Source organism: Mycolicibacterium brisbanense (assembly GCF_001570425.1).
Taxonomy (GTDB): Bacteria; Actinomycetota; Actinomycetes; order Mycobacteriales; family Mycobacteriaceae; genus Mycobacterium; species Mycobacterium brisbanense.
On sequence record NZ_BCSX01000056.1, the window covers coordinates 132,533 to 150,450 of the forward strand.

The 17,918-nt window shown below is 65.0% G+C and carries 20 protein-coding genes; 7 read left to right on the top strand and 13 right to left on the bottom strand.

The window, feature by feature from the left end; translation table 11 throughout:
• The first annotated feature begins 5 nt into the window (after positions 1–5).
• The 4 genes from RMCB_RS33355 (at position 6) to RMCB_RS36180 (ending at position 3,373) form a co-directional block, all read left to right on the top strand.
• Positions 6–1,268: an MFS transporter gene (locus RMCB_RS33355; RefSeq protein ID WP_063979700.1), complete on the top strand. Its 1,263-nt coding sequence runs from the start codon at positions 6–8 to the stop codon at positions 1,266–1,268.
• Positions 1,265–1,951, top strand: a complete 687-nt coding sequence (locus RMCB_RS33360; protein ID WP_062832141.1) for a fumarylacetoacetate hydrolase family protein — start codon at positions 1,265–1,267, stop codon at positions 1,949–1,951. Before RMCB_RS33355 ends, RMCB_RS33360 begins: the two co-directional genes overlap by 4 nt.
• Before the next feature lie 16 nt (positions 1,952–1,967).
• Positions 1,968–2,846, top strand: a complete 879-nt coding sequence (locus RMCB_RS33365) for a polysaccharide deacetylase family protein (protein ID WP_062832142.1) — start codon at positions 1,968–1,970, stop codon at positions 2,844–2,846.
• Between the two features lie 356 nt (positions 2,847–3,202).
• Positions 3,203–3,373: a hypothetical protein gene (locus tag RMCB_RS36180; RefSeq protein ID WP_165606361.1), complete on the top strand. Its 171-nt coding sequence runs from the start codon at positions 3,203–3,205 to the stop codon at positions 3,371–3,373.
• A 79-nt stretch (positions 3,374–3,452) separates the two neighbouring features.
• On the opposite strand, the gene RMCB_RS33375 is transcribed toward RMCB_RS36180, so the two are convergent.
• The 5 genes from RMCB_RS33375 to RMCB_RS33395 all read right to left on the bottom strand — a co-directional run bounded on the left by RMCB_RS33375 (position 3,453) and on the right by RMCB_RS33395 (position 8,700).
• Complete coding sequence (locus RMCB_RS33375) at positions 3,453–4,670, bottom strand: cytochrome P450 (protein WP_062832144.1); 1,218 nt, start codon at positions 4,668–4,670, stop codon at positions 3,453–3,455.
• 61 nt (positions 4,671–4,731) lie between these two features.
• The gene (locus RMCB_RS33380; protein ID WP_062832145.1) at positions 4,732–5,724 is read right to left on the bottom strand and encodes an NADPH:quinone oxidoreductase family protein; all 993 of its coding nucleotides are present in this window, start codon (positions 5,722–5,724) and stop codon (positions 4,732–4,734) included.
• On the bottom strand, positions 5,721–6,704 hold the full coding sequence (locus RMCB_RS33385) for a phosphotransferase family protein (protein WP_062832146.1): 984 nt from the start codon (positions 6,702–6,704) through the stop codon (positions 5,721–5,723). The genes RMCB_RS33380 and RMCB_RS33385 overlap by 4 nt, the downstream gene beginning before the upstream one ends.
• A gap of 32 nt (positions 6,705–6,736) precedes the next feature.
• Positions 6,737–8,038, bottom strand: a complete 1,302-nt coding sequence (locus tag RMCB_RS33390) for an acyl-CoA dehydrogenase family protein (RefSeq protein ID WP_062832147.1) — start codon at positions 8,036–8,038, stop codon at positions 6,737–6,739.
• A gap of 11 nt (positions 8,039–8,049) precedes the next feature.
• The gene (locus tag RMCB_RS33395) at positions 8,050–8,700 is read right to left on the bottom strand and encodes a TetR/AcrR family transcriptional regulator (protein ID WP_084388672.1); all 651 of its coding nucleotides are present in this window, start codon (positions 8,698–8,700) and stop codon (positions 8,050–8,052) included.
• A 188-nt stretch (positions 8,701–8,888) separates the two neighbouring features.
• Here RMCB_RS33395 and RMCB_RS33400 point away from each other — a divergent pair, with 188 nt between their 5' ends.
• From RMCB_RS33400 to RMCB_RS33410, 3 genes are read left to right on the top strand one after another with little or no spacing between them, the layout of a single operon-like run.
• Positions 8,889–10,172 (top strand): cytochrome P450, encoded by a 1,284-nt coding sequence (locus RMCB_RS33400; protein WP_062832285.1) that lies wholly within the window; start codon positions 8,889–8,891, stop codon positions 10,170–10,172.
• Positions 10,169–10,363 (top strand): ferredoxin, encoded by a 195-nt coding sequence (locus tag RMCB_RS33405; RefSeq protein ID WP_062832149.1) that lies wholly within the window; start codon positions 10,169–10,171, stop codon positions 10,361–10,363. Before RMCB_RS33400 ends, RMCB_RS33405 begins: the two co-directional genes overlap by 4 nt.
• Positions 10,364–10,379: 16 nt before the next feature.
• The gene (locus tag RMCB_RS33410; protein ID WP_062832150.1) at positions 10,380–10,679 is read left to right on the top strand and encodes a DUF1330 domain-containing protein; all 300 of its coding nucleotides are present in this window, start codon (positions 10,380–10,382) and stop codon (positions 10,677–10,679) included.
• 66 nt (positions 10,680–10,745) lie between these two features.
• On the opposite strand, the gene RMCB_RS33415 is transcribed toward RMCB_RS33410, so the two are convergent.
• The 8 genes from RMCB_RS33415 to RMCB_RS33450 form a co-directional block, all read right to left on the bottom strand.
• Positions 10,746–10,937, bottom strand: coding sequence for a ferredoxin (locus tag RMCB_RS33415; protein ID WP_062832151.1), 192 nt, complete (start codon positions 10,935–10,937; stop codon positions 10,746–10,748).
• The gene (locus RMCB_RS33420; RefSeq protein ID WP_062832152.1) at positions 10,934–12,136 is read right to left on the bottom strand and encodes a cytochrome P450; all 1,203 of its coding nucleotides are present in this window, start codon (positions 12,134–12,136) and stop codon (positions 10,934–10,936) included. The genes RMCB_RS33415 and RMCB_RS33420 overlap by 4 nt, the downstream gene beginning before the upstream one ends.
• A 114-nt stretch (positions 12,137–12,250) precedes the next feature.
• On the bottom strand, positions 12,251–13,045 hold the full coding sequence (locus RMCB_RS33425; protein WP_062832153.1) for an NAD(P)-dependent oxidoreductase: 795 nt from the start codon (positions 13,043–13,045) through the stop codon (positions 12,251–12,253).
• Positions 13,045–13,863 (bottom strand): NAD(P)-dependent oxidoreductase, encoded by an 819-nt coding sequence (locus RMCB_RS33430; RefSeq protein ID WP_062832154.1) that lies wholly within the window; start codon positions 13,861–13,863, stop codon positions 13,045–13,047. The genes RMCB_RS33425 and RMCB_RS33430 overlap by 1 nt, the downstream gene beginning before the upstream one ends.
• Positions 13,863–14,735, bottom strand: a complete 873-nt coding sequence (locus RMCB_RS33435; protein ID WP_062832286.1) for an alpha/beta fold hydrolase — start codon at positions 14,733–14,735, stop codon at positions 13,863–13,865. Before RMCB_RS33435 ends, RMCB_RS33430 begins: the two co-directional genes overlap by 1 nt.
• A 5-nt stretch (positions 14,736–14,740) precedes the next feature.
• Positions 14,741–16,396, bottom strand: a complete 1,656-nt coding sequence (locus RMCB_RS33440; protein ID WP_062832155.1) for a thiolase C-terminal domain-containing protein — start codon at positions 16,394–16,396, stop codon at positions 14,741–14,743.
• A 9-nt stretch (positions 16,397–16,405) separates the two neighbouring features.
• The gene (locus RMCB_RS33445) at positions 16,406–16,627 is read right to left on the bottom strand and encodes a ferredoxin (protein ID WP_062832156.1); all 222 of its coding nucleotides are present in this window, start codon (positions 16,625–16,627) and stop codon (positions 16,406–16,408) included.
• A complete protein-coding gene (locus tag RMCB_RS33450) occupies positions 16,624–17,907 on the bottom strand; it encodes an NADH-ubiquinone oxidoreductase-F iron-sulfur binding region domain-containing protein (RefSeq protein WP_062832157.1) in 1,284 nt (427 codons plus the stop codon). The genes RMCB_RS33445 and RMCB_RS33450 overlap by 4 nt, the downstream gene beginning before the upstream one ends.
• Positions 17,908–17,918: the final 11 nt, after the last annotated feature.

Sequence of the window (17,918 nt, forward strand, 5' to 3'; positions counted from 1 at the left end):
TGACCATGCGCAATATCACCCGCAACGCCGCGGACATGACACCGCTGTCCAGCACAACAGCATGGACCATGTTCGCCGCAGTTCTGCTGGCTTACTCGGTCAATGCCATGGACCGGATGATCTTTCCAGTACTACTCACAGACATCCGCACCGAATACCAATTCGAACTGTCCCTGGCCGGCTTGCAGTCCACCATGTTCGCGCTGGGTATGGGGCTCACCGGCGTCCCCCTCGGATACGCGCTGCAGCGCTACGGCCGAAAAAGCACCATTATCGCGGGTACGGCGCTGTTCTCGCTGGCAACTCTGCTGACGGTCGTCAGCTTGGGATTTGCCGACATGCTGCTGTGGCGTGTGGCTTCCGGTGTCGGCGAAGCGATGCAGCTGGGCGCCATTCTCACCGTTGCCTCCACCGCCTTTCCCCAGCGACGCGGCGTGGCGATCGGAGCGGTCAATACGGCCTTTGCCCTCGGTTCTGTCGTGGGACCACTTCTGGGCGTCGCGCTGCTGGAGCGCTACCACACGTGGCGTGCTCCGATGATCTGTTTTGCGATGCTTGGCCTGGCGTTGGCCGTGATGGTCGCGTTTGTAGTGTCCCCGCGGCTCACCGAGCTCAACCCTGAGCCGACCGACGACGCACAACCACGCGGCGGAGACGGTCCATCACTTCGAAGCCGAAACCCGCTCATCCTCGCCGGCGTGACCGCGCTGTTCGGCCTCATCGACTTTGGCTACATCGGCATGTACGCGACTTTTCTGCGCGAGCACCACGGATTCAGCGCAGGCGATGCCGGCCTGGCAGTGAGTCTGTCCGGTCTGGCTGCCTTCGCATCGCCCCTAGGAGGATGGTTGACCGACCGCTTGAATCCGAAAGTCTTCATCACCGCCCTCTGTTTGATGCAGGCCGTGGCCGGTGCAGCGCTGTTCGCCGGACCCGCAGAAGTGTGGTGGCAGTGCGCCTGGTCTCTCATCTTCGGACTCATCGCCAGCAGCGGGCTGTACGTCGCTCTCGCCGCATCGTTGGTGAGAAGCGTCGACCCTTCGCGAACCAGTCAAGCATCGGGCCTGTTCATCACGTGCATCTATATCGCCGCGGCATTCGCAGGCCTGCTCTACAGCGACCTGGTGGCCGCAATCTCATGGATCGCAGCCGGGCTTGTCCAAATCAGCGGCCTATCGCTGATCTGCGCCGGACTCACGCTTCTGCTGAACAACTGCACCGTCAATCACCACCGCACCGCAACTTCAAGGAGTCTGCAACACCCATGACTGCAACACTATGGCCGTCCATTTCCCCAACAATCCCGGTGCTGGGCAACGACATACAGTTTCCCGTTCGTCGAATCTATTGTGTCGGAAGGAACTACGTCGATCACATTCTAGAAATGAAAGAAGGCGATGAACGTGACGATCCCTTCTTCTTCCAGAAACCGACCGACGCCCTCGTAGGATCCGGTGACACCGTGAACTACCCGCCGGACACCGAGGAACTCGAGTTCGAAGGCGAGCTTGTCGTCGCGATCGGGGTCGAGGGTTCGGCCGTGTCGGCCGAGACCGCACTGGATCTGGTCTACGGCTACGCCGCGGGCGTTGACCTGACGCGGCGTGACCGGCAACGCGAATGTCGCGCGCAAATGCGCCCTTGGGAAGCAGGCAAATCCTTCGATCACTCCGCACCGTGCGGTGTGATCACCCCGGCCGGCGGGTGGAACGGCAACGCGAACTCGACACTGACATTGTCCGTCAACGGCGTTGAACGACAACGGACCACACTCGGGCTGATGATCTGGAACGTCCCCGAGATCATCGCCCAACTGTCACGTCAATACGTCCTCAAGCCTGGCGACCTCATCTACACAGGGACACCCGCAGGCGTCGGGATGTTGACACCGGGCGACATCGTCACCGTACGCATCGACGGCCTGCAGACGCTCACCTTTTCCGTTGACTGACAACCCCAGGAGAATCATGTTGCCCTACGAACGTATCAGCTACAGCGCTATCACCGATCGCCCCGCACGTCGCCTCCCTGATGGCAAGCGCATGGCGGTGTGGCTGATCGTCAATGTTGAGGAATGGTCGCCCACCGAACCGATGCCGCGCACAGTGTTGTCGCCTCCGGCGGGTGGTGTACCGACCCCTGACATACCCAACTGGTGCTGGCACGAATACGGTAACCGCGTCGGATTTTGGCGACTACTCAACGTGATCGACAAACACGAAATCCCAGCAGTTCTGGCGATCAACGGTAGCGCCATCGAGGCCTACCCGTCGATCACCGATGCCGCGCTGCATCGCGAGTGGGAGTTCATCGGGCATGGCTTCACCCAGAAGAACATGCAGAAGGTAGCCGACGAACGTGCAGACATCCAGGCCACCACAAAGGCCATTCTCGGCGTAACCGGCCGCGCACCGCGTGGCTGGCTGGGCCCGGGACTCACCGAAACATGGGAAACACCGGACCTCCTCGCCGAAGAGGGCTACGAATACGTCTGTGACTGGGTGCTCGACGACCAGCCGACCGCGCTGAAAACACGAACCAAGCCGATCACCAGCATCCCCTATACGCAGGAATGCAATGACGTGGCGATGATGCTGATCCAGCACCACCCGGCCTCTGAATACCGGCAACGCGCGATCGACCAGTTCGACCAGCTCTACGCGGACTCCGCGGATTCAGCGCGAGTCATGGCATTGGTGGTCCATCCCTACATCATGGCTGTACCGCACCGACTGAGATACCTCGATGAAGCACTGGCCCATATCCGCAGCCACGACGACGTCGCGTTCATGACCGGCTCTCAAATTTTGGACTGGCACTTGTCCAGCGTCGGCGATCTCGCGTGATCCAAGGGTTATGCAGGAGAGGATGTTTCATGCAGGATTCAGCGTTGCCTACCGTGGTGTGATCCCCGCGCTCAAAGCTGCCCCCGCGATGAGCATCGTGGCGGCGGTGGTTGCCCGAGGGTAGATCCACGAGTTTGCCGCGGAGCCCGCTCAGAGGTGCGCACGCCGCCGCTTTTCGCGGCGCGGCAGCGCATCATTTCTGCCAGCCGCAGATCAATTTCTGCCACCGGAATTATCCCGCTGACCTCCATGTTTGATGTGTCAGATCGGCAAGATGCACCACCTAACCGCCGACCGAAGGCGTCCGGGCCGCACGACTCGAACACCGCCCGACGAATATGGAAGAAGGCACCAAAATGAAGAAGATCGGATTTGGCACTCTGATCGCCAGTGGGATGGCCGCAGCGGTGTTCGGCTTCGCAGCGCCGGCTCAGGCACAGCCCGTGTCGCCAGTCGGACCGCACTACACCGTCGACAATCACGACGAGACCAACACCACAGGCGGTTTCGTCGACCTGCCTTTCTGATGCGCGGCCGCAAGCCCGCTCGACGTCCGCCCTGGACGGCACCACAGTGCGCCGGCCAGGGCGGATTTTGTTGTGCCGATCAGGAGACGAATGTGGGCATCGCGGCCCACCCGCGGACCGCGGCGGTTTCCGACGCTACCGCGTTCGACCAGTCGACCTCCCACTCCGGGAATCGCTTGAGGATCTCTTCCATGGCGATGCGCAGCTCCAATCGAGCCAGCGCATTGCCCATACAGAAATGCGTGCCCGCGCCGAATGTCAGATGCGAGTGATGTTCCCGGTAGATGTCGAAGACGTCCCCGTCGGGCGCAAACCTGCGGTGGTCGCGGTTGGCTGCGCCGACCAACAGCAGCATCGCCGAACCTTCCGGCACGGTGTGGCCGTAGTACTCGACGTCACGGCTGACGTAGCGGGCGAGCTGCAGCGCCGGTGGTTCCCAGCGCAGAATCTCCTCGATCGCCTGGGGTATCAGTCCAGGGTTCAGGGCTAGGTCGCGCCGTTGATCCGGCACTTCGGCCAACGTCTTACCGGCCCAGCCGAGCAGCCGGGTGGTGGTTTCAGAGCCGGCAGTGGCGATGACAGTCAGATACAGGAGCAACTCGTCGCGGCGAAGCTTGCGCATCGTGCCGGTCTCGTCGGTGAATTCGGCATTGAGTAGGTCGGTTATGATGTCGTCCGACGGATGTTCGGCCCGCCAGTCGATGAACTCTGCGAACACTTCACCGGTGGCCAGCGATTCGACCGTCTTGCCCTGCAGCGTCTGCTCGCCGTGGGCGGTGATCTGCTGCTGACGATCTTCGGGGATGCCGAGCAACATGCCGATGACCCGCATCGGCATCTGCTCCCCGAGATCGTTGACGAAGTCGAACTTGCCCGTCCCGACCAGCGGATCCAGGCAGCGCGTGGTGAACTCGCGGATCTGCGGTTCGAGCGCGAGCACCTTACGCGGCGTGAACACCCGTGACAGCAGGTTGCGGTGGATGTTGTGGATCGGTGGATCTTCGAAGATCAATGTGCCCGGCGGGATTTCCATGCCGGACTTGATGAGTTCCAGCAGGGCACCGCGACCCGAGATGAACGTGTCGTGGTCGATCACGCCCTTGTTGACGTCCTCGTAGCGGCTCAGCGCGTAGAAGTCATGCTGTTCGTTGAAGTAGAGCGGGGCTTCTTCCCTGAGCCGGGCGAACACCGGGGAGGGATTCATGTTGAGGTCGATGTTGTAGGGGTCGTAGTACAGATCGGCTTCGGTTGTCGTGGGCACAGCTGATCTCCTGACCGGATTGAAGGTGCTGTGCATCTGCTTAGCAGGCTGGGGATTGCCCGGTCAAGGGGCGACCGCGAGGTGCGCGACGACAAGATCACGGCGTGATGGGAGTACTGCTATCAGCCGAAAGCGCGATGAGCACCTTGCCCACGGCGCGCCCGTCGGCGACATGCCGCAGTGCGGCGGCGACCTCGGACAGGGGATATACCGCGCCGATGTGCGGCGCGATGGTCCCGCTCGCCAACAGGCCACGCAGCTCAGCCTCGTTGCGGGCGAATTCCTCGCCCGGCACGTCCTGGAACTGGAAGCCGAGAACGTGAACACCCTTGACCAGCACCAGATTCAGCGGAATTCGGGGGATGACGCCGGAGGCGTACCCGACGGTGACGAACCGCCCTCCGCGCCGCAGCGATCGCAACGCCGGCTCGGACAATTCCCCGCCGACCGGGTCGATGACGGCATGTGCACCGTCGGGCGCGGCCTCCAGCAGCGCAGCGCGAAGGTCACCGCTGCGATGGTTGACGACGGCGGCGGCGCCGTAACGCCGTGCCACGTCGAGCTTTTCGTTCGACGACGCGACGGCAGTGACCCGGGTGCCCAAGGCCGCGGCGAGTTGGACCGCGGCCAATCCGACACCGCCGCCCGCGCCGAGAATCACGACGCCATCGCCGGACTGCACGCGAGCCATCGAGCGCAGGGCGTGATAGGCGGTTCGGTGTGCCACGCCGGACGCCGCGGCACTACGGTCGTCGACGCCGCCGGGGACCCGTGCCAGTGAGCCCGCGGGCACGCACACCTCCTCGGCGAACGCGCCGAACATTGCGGAGCCGGTCACTTTGGCGCCGATCTCGAAATCTCCTTCCGGACTGCATATCTCGGTGATCGTGCCGGAGAACTCGCTACCGGGGATGAACGGTGGCGGCACATGCACCTGGTAGCGGTCGGCCACCAAAAGCACGTCGGGATAGTTCACCGCCGCGGCGGCGACCTGAACGCGTACCTGCCCGGGTTGCAGTGCGGGGGAGGGCAACTCCTCGACTCGTACCGCCTCCGGGGGGCCGTACCGCGGGCAGACGGCGGCCTTCACCGGTAGTCGCTGGACTCGGCGAGGTCTGCCGCCGAACGCATCAGCTCGGTGACCACCGGGCCGAACGCGAGCAGTTTCGCGTCGTCGCCGGCACGCTGAAAGCCCTGCTCCAGCACGATTGCCAACTTCCACTTGGCCAGCACCAGGTAATAGTCGAGATCGTCGACCTGACGGCCTGACACCTCGGCATAGTGTTCGACCACCTGATCGCGTGACGGCATTCCGCGCATGTCCACGTAAGTCATGTCGGACTCGCTCGATTCACCTGCAGGCCAGCTGTGCACCATCCAGGCGAGGTCCAGTTTCGGATCGCCGACGGTGCCCATTTCCCAGTCGACGATCGCGGCCAACCGCGCGGGTGCGCCGTGCCGGTACATGACATTGGCGAACTGGTAATCCCCGTGCATGAGGCCCGGTACGAAGTCGAGAGGCCGGTGGGCACGCAGCCATGCGGTGGCGACCTCGAGCCCCGGCAGGTCGCGGTTCTTGATGCGGTCGAGGAAGCCGATCCAGCGGTCCACCTGGCGTTCGTGAAAACCATCGGGCCGGCCCAGATCGCCGAGACCGTGTTCCTGCCAATCCACGCCTGCCAGCAGCGCGATACCCTCGGCGAGTTGATAGCTCAAGCCGGGCCGGGTGGCCAGATCGCTGTCGAACGGTTCGGGCCAGCGGCCGCGGTGGTCCATCGGCGACCAGCCGTCGACGAATCCCATGAGATAGAACGGCCGTCCGAGGATCTCGGGATCGGCGCAGACCCCGACTGCCGCGGTGTGCGGAACGTCGGTGCCGTCGAGCGCCTCGATGATCCGCCACTCCCGCAGGATGCCCTTGTCGCGGTCGGGCGGGGCACCCGTCGGCGGCATGCGCAGCACACAGCTCTGCTCGCCACGGCGGATCTCGTAGATCACGTTCTGAGTGCCGCCGGACAGAAACCGCGCCTCAACCGGTTCGCCCTTGCCGGGCATACCTGCGGCATCCATCCAATCGGCAAGGCGCACAACGTCTATCTCGCTCACAGGTTTCCTACCTCAGCGTCGAGGTACTCCGCAAACTTGGCCCGCGCGGCCTCGCGCTTGCCGGGGATCCACTCGGTCGGCCAGGTGCCCTCGGTGGGTTGGTAGTCGCGCAGCACCTGGCGGGCCACGGTGGTCTTGTGCACCTCGGTGGGGCCGTCGGCCAGCCCCATCACGGCCGCACCGGTGACCATACCCAGGAATGGCATCTCATTGGTGACGCCCAGCGCACCGTGGATCTGCATTGCCCGCCAAGCGATATCGTGCAGCACGGTGGGCATCACCACCTTGACCGCGGCGATGTCTTTTCGGACTTTCTTGTAGTCGTTGTACTTGTCGATCTCCCACGCGGTGTAGAGCACCATCAGCCGGAACTGCAGCAGCTGCGCGTAGGAGTCTGCGATGTAGCCCTGCACGAACTGCTTGTCCGACAACCGGCTGCCCTGCGTCTGGCGGCTCAGGGCCCGCTCACACATCATGTCCAACGCTTTCCGGGCCAACCCGATGGTGCGCATGGCATGGTGAATCCGCCCGCCCCCCAAACGGGTTTGCGCGATGACGAAGGCCTTCCCTTCACCGCCGAGCAGGGCGTCGCCGGGCACCCGGACGTTGTCGTAGTGGATCAACGCATGCGAACCCTCGTTGTCCCGCTCGCCGTACAGGCCGACATTGCGGACGATCTTCACCCCGGGAGTGTCGGTGGGCACCAGGAACATCGACATGCCCTGGTAGGCACTGACATCGGGATCTGTGACCACCATGACGATGAGGAACGACGCGGTTGCGGCGTTGGAAGAGAAGAACTTCCACCCATTGATAATCCAGTCGTCGCCATCGCGTACGGCCCTGGTGGTGAACAGCGTCGGGTCGGCTCCGGCATGGGGCTCGGTCATCGAGTAGCACGAGAACAGCTCGCCTTCGAGCAGTGGACGCAGATAGCGTTCCTTCTGTGCGTCCGTGCCGTAGTGCGCGATGATCTCCGCGTTGCCGGTATCGGGTGCCTGGCATCCGAAAACGATGGGCGCCCACTGCGAGCGGCCGAGGATCTCGTTGAGCAGCGCGAGTTTGAGTTGGCCGTAGCCCTGCCCACCGAGTTCGGGCCCGAGGTGGGTGGCCCACAGGCCCTGACGGCGGACCTCGGCTTTCAGGGGATCCACGGCATCGCGCCGGCCGCCCGCCAGCGGGGTGAACTGCTGGTGCGGCCATACCAGGTCGAGCGGCTCGACCTTGTCACGGACGAATTCGTCGGCCCAGTCGAGCAGCTTCTGGTACTCGGGGTCGGTCTCGAAATCCCAAGCCACGGTTGGGCCTCCTACTGGTGGTTGAATCCGGCGATGAGTGCGGCGATGTCGCACGTGACGACGTCGGCGAACGAGCGCTTTCCGTAGCTGCCGCCCGCCCAGTGCCGTACGCCCTCGCTGACGAGGATCTGCGCCAGGTGCGACAGGTGGGCGACATCGACGTGGCCGGCCAGTCGGCCGTCGGACTGGGCCCGGGCGAACAGGGCGCCGAACATGTCGGCAGCGGCCGCATCGGGTGCCGAGACGCCGGCCAGGATGCGGTGCTCGTGCCGGTAGCCCTCGAGGATGGTTTCGATGATGAGTTCCGGAGGGTTGCGGGCCATGGACCGTTCCAAACTGCGCAGCCCTTGAGCGATCACCTCCACCAAGTCGTAGTCGGCGCCGACCAACGACTCCATGCGCCGCTGCGCTGAACGGGTGGACAACAGCCCGACCTCGAACAGCACATCCTCTTTGGCCGGGAAGTAGAAGTAGAACAGCGCGCGGGATACCCCCGCGGCGCGGCAGATGTCGGCGACCGTGGTCTTGGCGTAGCCGTTGGTCCGCCACAACGCCATCGCGGCCTGCACCAACTCGCGCTTGGTCCGGTGCGATCGGGCCCGCTGAAATGATGCTCGGCGCTGACTACCGTCAGCTATGGAAGGCGTGTCCGAGCGGGGCATATCGGGACTGTAACAGGGCATTGAGCTGGTGGAAATAGTCGACGTTCGTCTAACTAACTGTTGAATCGTGACCGCGGAACATCGTCGGCCCGCGCCCTACGTTGACGAGCAACCGACGCTGTGGAAATGTAATGTTCAAAGATGAGAGCCGCATTCTCACGATCGTGCGGCTGGAACGGGAGCTACGCATGGCGATCGACCCAACGGGTATCGATTTCTTCCGCGATGAACGATTGGTCGATGACCCGTATCCGTTCTTCGAGGCGCTTCGTGACCAGTGCCCGGTCAGTCGAGAGGGCCACTACGGCGTGACCATGGTGACCGGCTGGGATGAAGCGGTCGCGGTCTACAACGACGAAGAGACCTTCTCGTCGTGCATCTCGGTCACGGGACCCTTCCCTGGATTTCCGGTGCCGTTGGAAGGCCGCAGTGCCGACGAAGTGACCGCGCTGATCGAAAAGCACCGCAACGAACTGCCGTTCAGTGATCAGCTGCCGACCCTGGACCCACCGACCCACACCGATCACCGTTCACTTCTGATGCGGCTCATCACGCCGAAGCGCCTCAAGGAGAACGAGGACGCAATGTGGCAGCTTGCCGACGAGGTGCTCGACACGTATCTGGCGCCTGGCGAAGGCGATTTCATCAAAGGGTTCGCGAGCCCGTTCACCCTGCTGGTCATCGCCGATCTGCTCGGCATCCCTGAGGAGGATCGACAGGGGTTCGTGGACGGCATCAAACAGCATTCCGGCGGAGGGGTCGGCAGCACCAGCAAGGCATCGCTGGCGCACAGCCCGCTGGAATTCCTCTACGGGCAGTTTTCCGACTACGTCGCCGACCGCCGCGCCCACCCGCGCGACGACGTGTTGACCGGGCTTGCCGAAGCCACCTTCCCCGACGGCTTGGTTCCCGATGTCGGCGACGTGGCCCGCGTGGCCACCAACGTGTTTTCCGCCGGACAGGAAACCACGGTGCGGCTGTTGAGCACCGCGCTCAAGGTGCTCGCGGAGCAGCCCGACATTCAGCGGCGACTGCGCGACGACCGCAGCCTCATCCCGAATTTCATCGAGGAGACATTGCGCATCGAGAGCCCCGTCAAAGGCGACTTCCGGCTGTCGCGCTGCCCGGTCACCGTCGGTGAGACCGAATTGAGCGCAGGCACAACGGTAATGGTGCTCAACAGCGCTGCGAATCGCGACCCGCGCCGGTTCCAGGACCCCGACACGTTCGACCCCGCCCGCAAGAACGCCCGCCAGCACCTGGCCTTCGGTCGCGGCATCCACAGCTGTCCAGGCGCGCCGTTGGCACGCGCGGAGACCCGCGTCGGCATCGAGCGACTCCTCGACCGCACCAACGACATCCGCATCTCCGCGGACCGGCACGGACCGCCCGGTGAGCGGCGCTACACCTACATCCCGACCTTCATCCTGCGCGGCCTCACCGAATTGCACCTGGAGTTTGACGTCCGATGAAGGTGACCGTCGACGAGGACCGCTGTCGTGGACACGGCATGTGTCTGACGATGTGCCCCGAGATCTTCAGCCTGTCCGACGACGGCTACGCAGTGGCCGACCCCGAGGATGTTCCGGCGGAGTTGCAGGATTCCGCTCGTGAGGCCGTCGTGAACTGCCCCGAACAAGCAATCATCGAAACGAATGACTAGTCAAGGAGATTCGTCCATGTCCGGTGGGCCCAAGGGGTATGTGATCATCACCGAGGATGTCAAGGACCCGGCCGGTATGGCCGAATACGGCAAGCTCTCGATGCAGGCGATGGCCGGTGCGACCATCGTCGCCGTCGCTCAGAAGCCCGAAGTGATCGAGGGTTCGTGGCACGGAACCCAAACGGTGGTGCTGGAATTCGACTCGGTGGATGCGGCGCGCGAGTGGTACTACTCCGACGCGTACCAGGCGGCCGCGAAGGTGCGAGCACGCGCCGCCGAGTGCAACGGCGTGATCTTCTCGGGATTCCCGACCTGAAATTCCATGCGCCGACTCTGCGCACAGGGTGCCCGCCACTCGCACATATGCGCCCTGGGCGCAGACTCAACGGAGAGAGATGGCCTGCCGCGGGCATTGGCGCACCGCCTCGCGGATCTGCGCTTCGTTCTCCGGCGTCACGTCGTCTTGCAGTATGTGCAGATAGTCTTGATCGTCGAGGTCGAACACCTCGGGGATGATGCCCATGCAGACCGCGTTGCTTTCGCACAGGCCGAAGTCCACGTGCACCTTGCTCACGAAAGTCTCCTCACCGGTACATGCGAGTAGCCTGCCACGTTCTGCATGTGAACTCGTTGCAGGCCATCCCACTTGACTTCGTAGCGTGGCATGAAGTCGAGCAGTTTCTCCAGGGCGATGCAGCTTTCCATCCGCGCCAGCGCGGCACCCAGACAACTGTGGATGCCGTACCCGAGGCCGAGGTTCTGTGCCTGCGTGCGGTCGCGGTCGATGTCGAAGGCGTCGGGATCGGTGAACGCGTCGGGATCGCGGTTGGCCGCGGCGCTGATCAGGAACACCGCCTTGCCTGCCGGGATGGTGCCGCTGGGTACGTCGGCCTCCTTGAGCGTGTAGCGCACGTTGTACTGAACGGGGCCCTCATAGCGCAGCAGCTCTTCGACGGCGGCCGGGACCTTGTCGCGATCATCGAGCAGCTTCTGCCACTGCTCGGGATGACGAGCGAACAAAACCATCGCCGTGCCGACGAGCTTGGTGACAGTCTCGGCTCCGGCCCCGCCGAGAAGGGTTGCGAAGCCAGTGATCTCGATGTCGTCGAGCCGTCGGAGCTGACCGTCCTCGCCTGGGATCTCGGCGGCGATGAGCCGGCTGATCATGTCGTCCTGCGGGTCTTCGCGACGCTTCTGCACCAGCGAGTAGTAGTAGATACCGGTGTCGATGGTGGCTTGCATGCCTGCTTCGGTGAAGCCGATCTGGCCGGGTTCGCGCGACAGGCTGGTGTCGATCCAGTGCCGAACCTGCTGGCGGTATTCCGGATCCACCCCCGCCATCCGGGTGATGACCTCTACCGGGAACGGGCCCGAGAAGTCCTGTACGACATCGAATTCGTCGGAGTCGATCTGCCCGAGGAAGTGTTCGATCTGCTCGATCACGGTGTCCTTCTGAGCCTGGATCGCCCGCGGAGTGAACGCTTTGTTGAGCAAGCTGCGCATGTGCCGGTGCTCGGGCGGATCCATGAAGATGATCGATTTCTGCGGCGGCTCGTCGCTTTGCACCATGGCCAGATCGCAGCCGCGAGACGACGAGAATGCGTCGTGATTCTTGAGGGCGGCCGCGACGTCGTCGTGCCGAGTCAGTGCATAGAAGTCGAGCTCGGCGTTGTAGTACAGCGGTGCGTCCTGGCGCATCCGTCGGTAGATGTCGAACGGATCGTTGAAGAACTCCACGGAGAACGGATCGAAAATCACCTGAGGCTTGGTCATTCACACTCCTCCTTCACGGCTGGCTGCTGCCGGGAGCGCCGCAACGAACGTTACGGGGAACTGATGAACTGTAACGGTAACAGTAACGGTCCTCGGTGTCGTTGAAAAGGGAAATCAGCGCAGCCCGGCGTCGACGACACGGTCCAACAGCCCAAGGTCTGTGTGCAGATCGGCCGCGGCGCGGCGCACCACGGCCACGTCCTTGCCGATGAACTCGCCGACCCTGGCGATGAACGCATCCGCCGAACCCGTTGCGGCGACGCCACTGAGGGCGCGACTGCCCGCACTGCCGTTGACCAATGCGTTGAGCAGGGTAGGTTCGTCGATGCCGAGCCGCCTGCCGAGCCGCACCCCTTCGGCCACAAGGCCGACCTGGGCGGCGAACAGTGCGTTGTTGATCAGCTTGACGCGCTGCCCTGCCCCCAGCGGGCCGACGTGGAGTACCGGGTCGGCGTAGCTCTCCAACGCCGGCCTGGCATGTGCCACCGCTTGGTCGTCGCCCCCGGCGAACACTGTCAAATGGGCGGCGGCGATATCGTGTGGACCGCCGCTGACCGGAGCATCGACGACCCCGACGTGGCGTGGCGCGGCCAGCGCCGCGACCTGCTCCGCGGTGTGCGGACTTCCCGTGGTGTGCAGAACCAGCACCGCTTCCGCACTCATGGCGGCCGTGAGGTCAGCCGCGACGCAGATCTCGCGGACCTGTTCGTCGGTGAACACGCAGACGATGACCACGTCCGCCCCGTCGGCGACCTCGACGTGATCCGAGGCCGCCGACGCGCCCAGTTCCGTGACAGCGTCCCGCTTTTCAGGGGACCGGCCCAGTGCGGTGACGTGGTGTCCGGCAGCAACCAACCGGCTGATCATGGGGACGCCCATGCGGCCGGCCCCGATGACGCCGACGCGCATCAGCGGGCGTGGTTCATCAGGCGCAGTGCGGCGTCCGCAGCGTCGAAGACCGCTCCCTCCGGGGCGGATGCGGCACCGGCCAGGCTCGCGGCATGGCGGCAATCTTTCTGCAGCAATGCCCCCGCGATCGGAGCGAGATTGTTCAAGGTGCCTCCGAACATCGCGATACTGTTGAGCGCCTTGCTGGTGGCCGAGCCGCGGGTGATCACCTCACAGAGCCGCTCGCGCGAAACGCCCAGTGCCTCACCGAGTTCCAGGGTGCTCATTGCGGCACCGAGGTTGGCGCTGAACAAGAGGTTGTTCAAGATCTTCGCGACCTGGCCGCTGCCCACCGCGCCGAGGTGCACCACGGGGTCGGCGTAGGTGGCGAACACCGGCCGGACCCGCTCGACGACGTCGTCGTCGCCACCCACCATGACCAGCAGAGTACCTGCTTTGGCTGCGGGCTCGCCGCCGCTCACGGGAGCGTCGATCACCGAGATGTCTTGCTGTGCAGCCAGAGCCGCGATCTCGCGGCAGGTGTCGGGGTGCACCGTGGAATGGATGGCGATGATGCCGCCGGGCGCGAGACCGGCCAAGACCCCGGTATCGCCGCCCAGCACTTCTTTCACGTCGTCGTCGCCGACCACGCACAGGCACACCAGATCGCTCGCTGCGGCCAACTCGGCGGGGGAGCCGGCGGCCTTGGCCGCGGTGTCGGCGAACGGCTCGAGCGACGCGGGACGACGTGCCCACAGCGTGGTCTCGTAGCCACCGTCCACGATCCGTCGTGCGATAGGGGCGCCCTGGCTGCCCAATCCGATGAAACCGACACGCATCAACCTGTCTCCACTTCCATATCGGTGTGGCCACGGGTGGCCACGCAATCTCCGGCGAACGACAACACGCGGCGGTGATAGCTCGCAGCGGTCAGCCCGACGCTGAGGTTGTGCCCGGATTCTGCGACCTCGCCGACGTCGACGTGCGGTGCGGAGCTGAACATCGCGCCGATCGCCGCCAGCGCCGCGGCATCCGACTCCCACACTTTCTCGTGGTCCCCGGCGAGGAACTGCACCGGGCTGGTGATCTTGGCTGCGAGTTCAGGAAAGTCCTGTGTGGCCCAGGTTTTGATGACATCGGCCTCGTAGCTGCTCCCGGCCGACGAGAGCCCGTTGCCGATGACGTCAGGGGGATACAGTCGCGCCGGCTCCCACAGCAGATCACGGAGCCCCGGGGGCCGATGGTCGGTGGCCGCGTTCTTGAGGATCTCCTGGGCGGCGGCCTGATATCGGCGGCCCGTGCCGGCCAGCGAGATGCCCAACACGTCGGTGCGGGAGGCGGCGGCCATGCGGACCGCCAACTCGCATCCCATCGAATGGCCCAGGACGAACAGCGCACCCGGCCCGACCATGCGGTGGACCGCGCCGAACACCAGTGCCACGCGTTGGTCGGGATGGGCCATGGCGTCCGGGTAGGCCGCTGACGCGCCGTATCCGGGCCGGTCGAGGCCGATCACGGTGTAGCCGTTGGCCACTCCCGCGCGCAGGAGCGAAAGTTCCGGGTGTCCGGGGCAATCGAAGTACGCCGACGTGGTGGCTCCGCCGTGCAATGCCACGATGACGGCCCGGGGTTCGGCGGCCTCGGCGACGAGCGCCGACATCGGGACTCCGTCGACCATCACGACGCGGGGGTGCGGAATCGCCTTGTCCATGACGATCACTCGTCCGTCCGCAACAGAAGGACACCACTGGGAGTCAGGCCACCCGAACTGGCCACGGCAACCTTGGCATCGATGACCTGGCGATCGCCGGCCTCGCCGCGCAGCTGACTGACTGCCTCGTGGATCAGCCCCATGCCGTGGGTGCGGCCGTGCGACAGCTGCCCGCCGTGGGTATTGAGAGGCAGTACACCGTCGCGGGCGATGTTGTGGCCGCCGTCGAGGAAGTCCTTGGCCTCGCCGATGCCACAGAAGCCGAGGGCTTCGATCCAGGACAGGCAGTTGAAGCTGAAGCCGTCGTACAGTTCGGCGACGTCGACATCGCCGGGCCGTAACGAGGTTCGCGACCACAGGTGTGCAGATTGGCCCAGCACCTGCGGTTCGTGGGTCATGGTGGTCTGATCCCAGTCGGTGCGCTCGATGATCTGGGTTCCCACCGCCTCGAACCGGATCGGCGGTTTGGCGAGGTCGCGAGCCGCGTCGACGGCCGAGACGATCACCGCCACCGCGCCGTCGCACGGCACGTCGCAGTCATAGAGTCCGAACGGGGTGGTGATGGTGCGTGCCGAGAGGTAGTCCTCCATGGTGAGCGGGTCCCGGTAGATGGCTGTCGGATTCAATGCGGCGTTCGCCCGCTGGTTCAGCGCGATCCAGCCCAGGGTTTCACGGGTGGTGCCGTACCGGTGGAAATGGCGTCCGGCGGTCTGCGCCAAGGTATGTGCGGCCGAGACGGCGCCGTAGGGGTGTTGCCAGCTGGTGGTGCGGCCGCCCATCGGTGGAGCGAGCTTGCCCTCCTTGACCAGCTGGCCGAACGTCGCCTCCCACAGGGTGCGAAAGCACAACACGTGCCGGGCCATGCCGGTGGCGACGGCCATCATCGCCGCGATCACCGAGCCGCCCGGCCCGAAAGTGTCCATGCCGCCGTTGATCCATGTGGGCCGCAGGCCGAGAGCGCCTTCCAGCGCGGTCACGCCGCCCTCACCCATGCCGGCGACATCGAGTCCTGGATATGTGGACAGGCCGTCGATGTCGTCGAGGGTGAGGCCGGCGTCAGCGGTCGCGGCCTCGCAGGCCTCGATGGTCAGCGCCAGCGGTGGCACCATCAACCGGCGGCCCAGCCGCGAAGCACCGATACCGGTGATGGCCGAGTGGTCCTCGAACTTCTGGGTGCTCAGCATCGGCCGGACATGTTTGGCGAAGTCCTCGGGCGCGATGAGGTCGACCGGCGCGGGAGCGGGTGTGAGGTCTGCCGCCGGGCGGAAGACGGGCAGCCAGACATCGTGGCGTTGCTGGAAGGCGACCTCTACCGGCTGCCCCAGTTCGAGGTCGTCAGGATCGGCGTCGATGATGTTGGTGGTCAGCCGAACCCGGGGATCTTCGGCGATGGCCACTTCGGCAACCACATACGGCGGCGGCAGGTCGGGGAAACCGAACCGGTGATTGACGGTGAAGCCCGCCAACGAACCGCGGCCGCAGACGTCGCGAGGTCCGAGCTTGTGGCTCCGGCAGTACCGGCATACCGGTTGCGGTGGGTGGATGAGCGCGTTGCAGTCCAGACATTCCTGGATGCGCAGCACGCCATCGGCGCCCGCGGTCCAGAAGAACTCGTTCAGCGCGGTGACCGTGGGTAGCGGCCGGCCCGGTATCTCGGACAACGCGACTCCCTACCCGGCTTCGATGACGGATCGGTGTTCGGCCAATTCGATGATTGCATGCACCGGACAATCCAGCAGCGCACGCTTGACCGCGTCATGATCAGCCGCCGGGATCGTGCCGTCGCCCGCAAGCGACGCGTATCCCCAGTCGTCGAGTGGGAAGTATTCGGGCGCGTGCTTGGCGCACAGCCCGAATCCGTCGCACATCGTGCGGTCCAGCTTGATCCTCATACCCCCACCACATCGTCGAGTCGCTCCACCTCGTAGGGCCGCACCGCGCGGTAGGCGTCGGAACGGCAAGCAGGACAATTATTCTCGAGGTGCCTGTGCACGAGGTCGGGAAACTGGGCCAGCAGGCTGGCCGCCACATTCGCCGCACCGTCGAGGGTGGCGCACGCACCCCGGCCCCGCAGCACCACCGACCAACGCCGCAGCCGGGCCACGTCGTCCTCGCAAGCCAGGCCGTCGCGCAACGCGGTCGCCACGGCCGCCATGGCCGCCGTGCCGTTGAAACAGGACCCGCACTGTCCGGCATTCTCGCGATCGAAGTAGGAGAGCACCGACGCAGCGACCGCCACCGGGCAGTCGTCGGTGAGGACAGTGACTGCGCCGCATCCCAGCCCGCTGCCGAGCGTGCGGATTGTCTCGTGATCGAGGGTGGCCTCGAGAATGCGCCGATCGAGCAGCCCGGCGAAGTACCCACCCATGAGTGCCCCGGTTACGTGCTGCGCGGCAATGCCATGCAGTGTCAGCAGATCCGCCATCGCGATGCCGTGCGGCAGCTCGTAGAGGGCGGCCGGGCGCCCCGCGCCGGTGATGGTCGCCAAGAAGGTGCCCGGTGAGGCCTCGGTGCCGACGGTGCGGAACTGCTTCGCCCCGTGGATGTTCAGGTACGCCAGCTGAGCCAGGGTCTCGACATTGCTCACCAGTGTCGGTAGCCCATCGACGCCCTGCTCGAATGGCCGTGGCGGCTTGTCGGTGGGTTTGGCCGGACCACCGTTGACGACGTGGACCGCCGCCGTTTCCTCACCCGCCACGTAACCCGGTGCGACGACGACCAATTCGATGCTCAGCGAGCCGAGTTCACCGCTGAGATCGCCGAGCGCGGCCTGCACCCGCTCGGCGGCCTGGCGGTCGGACACATACAGATAGCCGCGCGGCGCGCCGATCACCGCGGCCGCCAGCCTCAGGCCGTCGAGAACCACATGGGGCCGGTTGCGCAGCAACCAGCGGTCCTTGATGGACGTCGGTTCACCTTCTTCGCCATTGGCGACCGCGACGGCGCCGCCCGCGTCGCGACCGTTGTCACGTACCGTACGCAGCTTGACCGCGAGCGGGAACGCCGCGCCACCACGGCCGAGCAGCCCGCTGGCCCGCACCTCGTCGAGCAGCCGGGTTGGATCGTCAAGGGAGGCATAGCCGCCGGCTTGCGTGTATTCGGCGAGTGTCTGCGTGCACAACAGGCGGGGCGTCATACCCGGCCACACCGCGACGGCGAGATCGGCTGTCATGGTCACATCCC